The sequence below is a fragment of the Pseudomonas sp. PICF6 genome, assembly GCF_009831705.1.
Classification (GTDB): Bacteria; Pseudomonadota; Gammaproteobacteria; order Pseudomonadales; family Pseudomonadaceae; genus Aquipseudomonas; species Aquipseudomonas rhizophila.
Genome location: NZ_WUUD01000002.1, coordinates 103,453 through 112,171, shown reverse-complemented (window position 1 = coordinate 112,171; position 8,719 = coordinate 103,453). Strand labels below are relative to the sequence as shown.

The window sequence follows — 8,719 nt, the reverse complement described above, 5'->3', positions numbered from 1 at the left end:
CTAGACCCGCTGAAGGCCATGGATCAACGAGAGCAGATGTTTTCTGATATCGATAATCTGATAAACCCCGCTGCGGTCCCGTCCGACACCCCGGGGCGTTCGGACTACGCTCGTGTCGATATGGAAAGCCTGCTACTGCCGGAGCTGGTCGACGCTGTGACTACACCTGAGCCGGTCACGGCCCCAACGTCCGGCGCGTTGGAATCCTCAAACGACGGTTTCTGGGAGCGCTTCGGCAGCGCGCTGGGCATGGACCTCAATAGCCTGGACGGCGAGGCCCGCGAAGCCTTGGCGATCAACGCTGCTGTGCTGCTCAAGCAAAGCGTCAAGGGTTTGCAGCGGAGCCTGCGGATTCGTTCGGAGTTGAAAAACGAACTGCGTCTGGCCCACACCGTCGTCGAGGGCGAGCAGAAGAACCCGTTGAAGTTTGCCGACGACAGCCATCACGCGCTGCAGATGCTGTTGAGGTCGGACAAGCCTGGCCAGTTGTCGGCCGAACAAGCTATCGCTCGGGCATTTCGCGATCTACAGGCCCATCAAGTGGCCTTGCTCAGTGCCAGTCGCGCGACCTTGCGTGCAACGCTGGAACATTTTTCACCCCGGCAATTGATGCTTCGTCTGGCGCTGGGTGACAAGCCTCTGGTCAATACCTCGGGCCGCTACTGGAGGGCTTACGGCCGCTATCACCAATCCCTGTGCCAGGACGATGAGTGGACCGAGCGCCTGCTGGCTCGCGACTTTGCCCAGGCTTATGAAGAACAGATTCGTTTAGTTTCCACTCTGCACAATGATCGCCACGGATGATGGACATGTCTCGCCGCACGATGTTTTTTCTCCGAAATTTAACAGTGCTTGTCACTACGGTGCTGCTGGCCGGTTGCGCCTCGCTATCGCCATTTTCGACGATAACCAAGCTCAACCTCACGCTGACTGCTACTGATCAACTCAACCCGGACCTCAACGGACGACCGTCGCCAGTGGTGGTGCGGTTGTTTGAACTCAAGCATCCGGTGGCTTTCGAGAATGCGGACTTCTTCAGTCTGTACGAGCGCGCTAGGGAAACCCTATCGCCCGATCTGGTTTCCAGCGAAGAACTGGAGCTGCGTCCGGGTGAAACCATCGAACTCAGGCTTGGCATCGTGGGGGGCGGTCATTATGTCGGCGTGCTGGCAGCGTACCGCGACCTGCCGCAAACCCGATGGCGCTACACACTGCCACTCGCCGCGGCGCAGGTGACCGAAGTGAACCTGACTCTCGATCAGGAAGGTATCGCCAGCACCTTTGAAAAAACAGCCAAGGTAGATGACCGATGAATCACGATAAAGTCATCTGGCAGGAAGGCATGTTGCTGCGTCCGCAGCATTTGCAGCACAACGATCGCTACTTCGATCACCAGTTGAAGGTCCGCACCCGCTTGTTGGCCAGTTATGCCTGGGGTTTTCTGGCGCTGGAAATCGATGCTCAGTTTCTTGGCATGGGCCAGTTGGTGGTCAGCCACGCTTCGGGGGTCCTGCCGGACGGCAGTTTGTTCGAGTTGGGTAGCAACGCCGAACCAGTGACCCTGGAGGTGCCATCCAATACCCGCAATACGTCGATTTACCTGGCCCTGCCGCTGGTGACCGGCAATCACATCGAGGCCCGCCGCCCAGAGCAGTCTGATGTGGTGGCCCGCTTCACGACCTATGAATCGCGGGTCACCGACTCCAATGCAGGAGATGCTAACGCAAGCGTGATCAGTTGTGGTCGCGCGGACTTGCGCCTGCTATTGGGCGAGCAGCAAAGCGACCAAGCGTTTGTGAGACTCAAGCTCTGTGAGGTACTCGATACGACGTCTGATGGAGTGATCAAGCTCAATCCAGACTTTGTGCCAACGTTTATCCAGGCTCGGTCATCCAGTTATCTGCTGTCATGCCTCAAGGAAGTCGTCGGCATGCTTGCCTATCGGGGTGACAGCCTAGCTGATCGGATTCGTACCAATGGCAAGACGGGGGGCGCACAAGTCGGCGATTTCATGATGCTGCAGATGATCAACCGCACCGAACTGTTGCTGCGTCATTATCTAGAGCTGGAACAGGCACACCCCGAAACGCTATACCGCGCCCTATTGGCTCTGTTAGGTGATTTGGCGACTTTCTCCAGTGACAACAAGCGCCCGCCGCTCAACAACCGCTACCAGCACAATGATCAGGGCGCGTGCTTTCGAAGCCTGATGCAAGCGATCCGCCAGATGCTGTCGATGGTGCTTGAGCAGCATGCTATCGAGCTGCAATTGCAGGTGCGTCAGTACGGGATCATGGTCTCGCCGATACCGGATCTTTCGTTACTGGACTCGGCTTCGTTCGTATTGGCGGCAAGTGCCAACTGCGACGGCGAAGCTTTGCGCCATCGCTTGCCTGCGCACCTGAAGGTCGGTCCGGTGGAACGCATTCGCCAATTGGTCAACCTGCATCTGCCTGGCATCAAGATCCGGCCTTTGCCCGTGGCGCCGCGGCAGATTGCGTTTCATGTCAACAAAACCTATTTCATCCTCGAACCCAGTCCCGAAGACCTTGCTCAACTGAAGCAATCTGCGGGCTTTGCTTTCCATGTTTCCGGGGAATTTGCTGACCTTGAACTGAATTTTTGGGCCATCAGGAACTGAACGAAATGGATAAGGAAAATCCTCAGGACGAAACAACGGTTCTGCTCGATCATCATGGCCAACGCCCCGGCTCCGGGCCATTGACCGACGCTATCCCACCGCCACGTATCGAACAGTTGCAAGATCGAATGGTCTACGCCGCTCACCTATCGCCGTCCCGGACATTGAATGTCAGCCTCAATCCACTGGTGGCGGCGGCATCCGGCTTGCTGTCGCAAGTGGTGCGGCTCAAAAACGGTCGTGATCGAGAAGATCTGCAAACGCTCAAGCGTGAACTGACCTGGGGCTTGGAACAGTTCGAAGCCCGGGCCTTGCAAGGTGGTGTTGAAAGCAGCCAGTTGATCGCCGCTCGTTACGTGCTGTGCACAGTGATTGATGAAGCGGTAGCTACCACGTCGTGGGGTCATGGGAGCGGTTGGTCGCAAATCAGTCTACTCAGTACCTTTCACAACGAGACATTCGGCGGAGAGAAAGTCTTCCAGTTGCTCGATCGCCTGTCGAAAAATCCCATCAAGCATCTGCCGATGCTTGAGCTGCTGTACTTGTGCCTCTCCCTGGGTTTCGAAGGCAAGTATCGGGTTCAGGCCCGTGGAGTTCTTGAGCTCGAAAGCATCCGTGACGCGCTTTACCGAATGATCCGTCAGGTCCGAGGTGACATCCCTCGTGAACTGTCACCCCACTGGGAAGGCCTCGATGGCGTACCTCGCACTCCGGTGCGCATTGTCCCGGCCTGGACAGTGGTGGCCTTCACCCTGGTATGTCTGGGGGTGATGTATTGGAGCTTCACCTGGGTACTGGACGAGCATCGCGAAAGCGTACTGCAACCTTATCAATCGCTTGAGCCGGTCACCGCTCAGCCGCGACCGTAAACAGGGACGTGTCATGAAATCGTTTTTCCGAAAAGCCGGTGCTTGTGTGCGTCGAACCTGGGTCTGGACGTTGCTGCTGGTATTTTGTGCGGGGTTGTTGGTCTGGTTCGTCGGACCGCTGCTGGCGGTCAATGATTACAAGTTTTGGTCGACCCCGACGGCACGGCTGCTGTCGATCAGCATCTTGCTACTGGGTTGGGGGCTGGGCATGGTTTTCGTTAATGGGCGAGCCGGCGCGAACCTGAGAACCAAGGAGGTCACCAGCGACCGGGATGCCATTCGGCGCCAGATCAGCATTGACGATGAGCAACGCGAACTGCGCTCGCGCTTCAAGCAGGCGTTAAGAACGCTGAAAACCTCACGTTTTTACTCTGGTCGTGGCGGGTGCTGGCGAAACGAACTGCCTTGGTATCTGCTGATGGGGCCGTCCGCTGGTGGCAAGACTAGTCTGCTGGACCGCTCGGGGCTGGAGTTCCCCATCAACAGGCATGAGCAAAAGCCGATGGCTGATGTATCGGGCACCCGCAGTTGCGACTGGTACTTTGCCGAGCACGCCGTGCTGGTAGACACGCCCGGGCGCTACTTGAGCCAGGAGGATTCCGATGCCGACGGCAGTGCCTGGGTGGCTTTGCTGGAGCTGCTGCGCAGACGTCGCCGCTATCGGCCCTTGAATGGCTTGCTGATGGTTGTGCCGATCGACGTCCTGCTGCTGGCCCGTGAGGATGAAGTCACTATGTTGGCCTGCCAGATTCGTGGCCGCTTGCAGGAGGTACGACGTCGGTTGCACGTTGATGTGCCGATTTATCTGGTCCTTAGCAAAGCGGACAGCGTGCCTGGCTTTAACGAGTTCTTCGATTCGCTGACTCGCGAGGAAAGTGATCAGGTGCTGGGCGCGAGTTTCAGCCAGGACCAGTGCGGCAACGATGGGGCGGTGTTGCAAGCCGAATTCGAGGCGTTGCTGCATCGCGTTAATAGTCAGGTACTCATGCGCATGCATCAGGAGCGCGATACTCGACGCCGTAGTCAGATCCTTGATTTTCCTCATCAACTGGGGCATATCGGGGCCAGTTTGCGGCTGCTGGTAGAGATGGCCTTCACCGGCGATGTTTGCCAGTTACGCGGGTTCTACCTGACGTGCGCTTCCCCGCCAGCCTTTGGCAGGGGCTCGGCCGTCCAAGGCGATGCCAGTCTACGCAGTACGGCTGTGGCACCTGGAGGACGTTCGCGATTTGTCCAACACTTGCTCATGAAGGTGATTTTTCCGGAGGCCGACCTCGCCGGCCTCGATCAGCGCGAACGTAGACGTATTCATTGGGGCCAGCGTGCTTTGTACCTGGGAGCGCTGGCGGTCCTTGGGGTGTTCGGGTTGTTGTGGGCGAATGGTTTTTCGGCCAACCATGAGCGTCTGGAGAGCTTGCGTACGTTGGCGCAACGTTGGGATCAGCAGCGCTCGGTTCTGGTGGCCGGTGATGACGCGATGCTCAAGTTCCTTGATATCCGTTACGAAGCCACGCGGGTTTTCCCCCATGAGGGGGAGGTACCGTTGTATGAGCGTATCGGTCTGTACCAGGGCCAAGCGAGTAATCCAACGGTGGTCGGCACTTACGAGCGTGAATTACAAGCTCACCTGCTGCCTCGGGTCGCCCAGATGCTTGAGGCGCACATCCGCGGCAATTTGAATAGCCGCGAACATTTGCTCAATAGCTTGCGCGCGTACTTGATGCTTAACCTGCAGGAGCGTCGCGACACTGCGTGGCTAAAGGATCGGCTTGCCAGCGACTGGTCGCTGCGTTACGCCGGCAATACGGCGGTGCAGGATGGCTTGAATGCTCACTTTCAGCGTCTGCTTGACCAGCCGTTCACCTATTTGCTTGACGAGTCGCTGGTGGCCAGTGCCCGTGAGACCCTGCGCAGTGAGTCCCTGGCGAGCGTCGTTTACCGAATGCTCCGAGAACAGGCCAGTCACCTGCCGCAATACCGTCTCAGTCAACATTTGGGACCACAGGGTGTGTTGTTGGCAGGCACTGATCATGTGATCCCGGGTTTCTACACCCGCCAGGGGTACGAGCGATACTTTTCAGTTCAGGGTGCAACTCTGGTCACGGAGTTGCTGCGGGACAATTGGGTACTGGGCGAGGGCGCTGGTCTTAGCGGCATGGACATGCGGCGACTGATGATCGAACTGGAGCAACTGTACTTTAGCGACTATGCCGACCAATGGAGCGAAGCAGTTGGCCGGGTTACCCTGCAATCGATCGGCGATATGGGGGAGGGTGCCGAGCAACTGGCCGGATTGACCTCGGCTCACTCGCCGATCCTGCGGATGCTGGTGCAGGTGCGTGAGCACACGCAAATCCTGAGCGTTGCAGAGCGTATCGATGATGTGAAGCCTGCGGTCGGGAGCGGTGGGCGTGCCATGACACACATCGTTGCCATAACTGAGAAAACGGCTGATTCCTTAGCCGGAAATCTGCCGGATACCGCGCAAAAAACATTGCGACGGCGTTTCGAGCCACTGCACCGTCTGCTGGATCTTGATGATAGTCCGATGCCCGAGCTGACTCAGGCCTTGCAGGCGCTGGACGAGGTGCAATTACAACTGGCTAACCTTGTCCGTGCCGGTACACCGGAGCAGGCTGCGTTCGAATGGGCCAAGCGGCGTATGGGCGGTCAGCGTGATGCACTGAGTAACCTGCGCAGCGCCTCGGCTCGTTTGCCGCGTCCGGTCAGCCAATGGTTTTACGTTCTGGCCGAGGACAGCTGGCGCTTGGTGCTCAATGATTCCTACCGTTACCTGAACCAGCGCTACCAGAGCGAGATTTACAACTTTTACGGCAAGGCAATCTATAAGCGATATCCGTTCAGCGCTCACAGTGGCAGTGACGTGGCGGTCAACGACTTCCGAGAGTTCTTCAAGGATCAGGGCGTTGTCGATCGATTCTTCGAGAGTTACATGCGGCCCTTCGTCAGCGGTCATCCTGGGCACTATCGCCTGCGCAGCATCGACGGTCAAAGCTTGCCGGTGTCCAAGGCCTATCTCGACCAGATGACTGCGGCGAACACCATCCGCCGGAGTTTTTTTGCCGAAAATCCGGCCGAGCCGCAGGTGCAGTTCAAACTTGAGCCGTACACGCTGGATCCGGCTGTGAGTCGGGCCGAATTCCGTTTTGGCGACAAGACGCTTGAGTACCGTCATGGTCCGATCTTGCCTGTGACATTCACCTGGCCAAGTGATGCCCAGGATGGGCGAACCGCCCTGGTGCTGGACAAAATGGTCGGGCGAGGGCTGGGTATCGAGAAAAATACGGGGCCATGGTCGCTTTTTCGTTTGTTTGACCTGATGCAGACCGAGTACCTGACCGGGCGCGATGTGCGCGTACTCAAGGCAGACCTGGGCGGCTTGCGAGCCAATTATCTGTTAACGAGCCAACGCACCCCCAACCCTTTCGACACGAGCGTGCTGCGCACTTTTCGAATGCCGGTGCAGCTTTGATGCAGGCTGTGGATCGATGGCGCAGCGCCGCACGTACAGACCCTGGCAAGGTTCGGGGGCGGAACGAGGATGCCTTTCTCGAATCTCCACAACAGGGGCTATGGGTGGTGGCCGACGGGATGGGCGGTCATGCGCGGGGTGACATCGCCAGCCAATTGATTGTTGCCAATCTGGCGGAGTTGCCGCTGCACCAAGACCTCGACAAGCGTTCGAAAGCGGTGCGCCAGTGCCTGCGCTGGATCAATCGGCGATTGAACCAAGAACTGACTGTCACAGGACGTCATTGCGCAATCATGGGCAGCACCGTGGTGGCATTGTTGCTGGAAGGCAACCGTGGAGCGTGTATTTGGGCAGGCGATAGCCGATGTTATCTGTGGCGCGACCGACGGCTTTATCAGTTATCCAGGGACCACTCACTGCAACAGCAAATGATCGACAAGCAACACATCGATATTCATGAGGCCCGTGCCCACCCGGCAGCGAAGGCGTTGACTCGCGCCGTCGGCGCTGCGCAAGAATTGAGCCTGGAGGTTTTGGAGCTGGAGATTCATCCGCACGATACGTTTTTGTTGTGCACTGACGGCTTGTATCAGGATCTAAGTGCACAAGCCCTGGGGGACGCGTTGAGCCTTGCTTCACCTTGCACTGCCTTGGAGTGTCTTTTCGAACAAGTACTGCGTGGCGCTGCGAAGGACAACTTGACGGCGGTGGTGATTGGCCAGTGAGCGAAGAGGGGAGCCACCACACATATTTCGCCTTCTCCAACGCTCTGCATTCGACGACATTGCGCGAGCGCTGTGTCAGCGACATGCCCGAAATACTCGCCGGTCGCTATCGCCTAGAACGCCTGCTCGGAGCAGGAGGCATGGGGGTCGTGTATCGCGTACGGGACCTGCTACACGAACAATACGGTGATCCCGATCCATACGTTGCGTTGAAAATGCTCAGTGAGCAATTCGATGGCTCGCCTGACGCGAGCGCGCTGCTCTACAGTGAGTTCGCCTTGAGTAGGCGATTACATCACCCGAACGTGTTGCGTCCATACACCTTCGAAGTGGACGCTGACCATCGACGGGCTTTTATCACCATGGAACTGATGCGTGGCTTGACCTTGGACCAACTGCTTTGCGAGCGGCCGCTGGGTTTGCCCTGGCATGAATTGCAAGCCATCGCCGCGCCGCTGCTCGACGCCTTGGCGTATGCCCACAGCCGGGGCGTGCTGCATGGGGACATGAAGCCAAGCAACGTCATGCTCAGCGAGGAGGGGGTGCGTTTGTTTGATTTCGGCTTGGGCCTGGCGCAAGAAGGGCCTTTGAAGAGCCTGCCAAACCTGAGTCGAGATCGCCTCAACGCCTGGACCCCGAGCTACGCCGCCCCTGAGTTGCTTGACGGCGCACCGTTGTCAGAGGGGACCGATGCCTATGGGGTGGCTTGCTTACTGTATGAACTGGCGAGCGGCAAACACCCGTTCCGCCGTTTACCTTCAACCCAAGCTCGAGACGCCCGCATGGAGCGCGAACTCAAAGCTCCGCGCAATTTGCCCAGGCGTTGCTGGGCGGCGTTGCGCTTGGCGCTGACGTTTGATCCGGGACAGCGCCGCATTACTGCGGCGCAGTTGCGTGACGCCTTGGGTGCTGAGTCGTCCTGGTGGTGAACTGGTTGCGAGCATGGCGCGATCGGGCAATTCCAGAACATGAGAAGCATGGTGGGCGCTCT

At 58.1% G+C, this 8,719-nt stretch carries 7 protein-coding genes; all 7 read left to right on the top strand.

The window, feature by feature from the left end; genetic code table 11:
* A partial coding sequence (gene tagH, locus GSM73_RS01590) for a type VI secretion system-associated FHA domain protein TagH (protein ID WP_256676640.1) occupies positions 1 to 804 on the top strand: 804 nt, incomplete at its 5' end.
* A gap of 5 nt (positions 805 to 809) precedes the next feature.
* Positions 810 to 1,313: a type VI secretion system lipoprotein TssJ gene (gene tssJ, locus GSM73_RS01585; protein ID WP_047226794.1), complete on the top strand. Its 504-nt coding sequence runs from the start codon at positions 810 to 812 to the stop codon at positions 1,311 to 1,313.
* Complete coding sequence (tssK, locus tag GSM73_RS01580; protein ID WP_160891389.1) at positions 1,310 to 2,641, top strand: type VI secretion system baseplate subunit TssK; 1,332 nt, start codon at positions 1,310 to 1,312, stop codon at positions 2,639 to 2,641. Before tssJ ends, tssK begins: the two co-directional genes overlap by 4 nt.
* A 5-nt stretch (positions 2,642 to 2,646) precedes the next feature.
* Positions 2,647 to 3,510, top strand: a complete 864-nt coding sequence (icmH, locus tag GSM73_RS01575; RefSeq protein WP_160891388.1) for a type IVB secretion system protein IcmH/DotU — start codon at positions 2,647 to 2,649, stop codon at positions 3,508 to 3,510.
* 13 nt (positions 3,511 to 3,523) lie between these two features.
* Positions 3,524 to 7,003: a type VI secretion system membrane subunit TssM gene (gene tssM / locus GSM73_RS01570; protein WP_160891387.1), complete on the top strand. Its 3,480-nt coding sequence runs from the start codon at positions 3,524 to 3,526 to the stop codon at positions 7,001 to 7,003.
* Complete coding sequence (locus GSM73_RS01565) at positions 7,003 to 7,728, top strand: PP2C family serine/threonine-protein phosphatase (protein ID WP_160891386.1); 726 nt, start codon at positions 7,003 to 7,005, stop codon at positions 7,726 to 7,728. Before tssM ends, GSM73_RS01565 begins: the two co-directional genes overlap by 1 nt.
* Positions 7,729 to 7,772: 44 nt before the next feature.
* Positions 7,773 to 8,657 (top strand): serine/threonine-protein kinase, encoded by an 885-nt coding sequence (locus tag GSM73_RS01560; RefSeq protein ID WP_306110005.1) that lies wholly within the window; start codon positions 7,773 to 7,775, stop codon positions 8,655 to 8,657.
* The last annotated feature ends 62 nt before the right edge of the window (positions 8,658 to 8,719 follow it).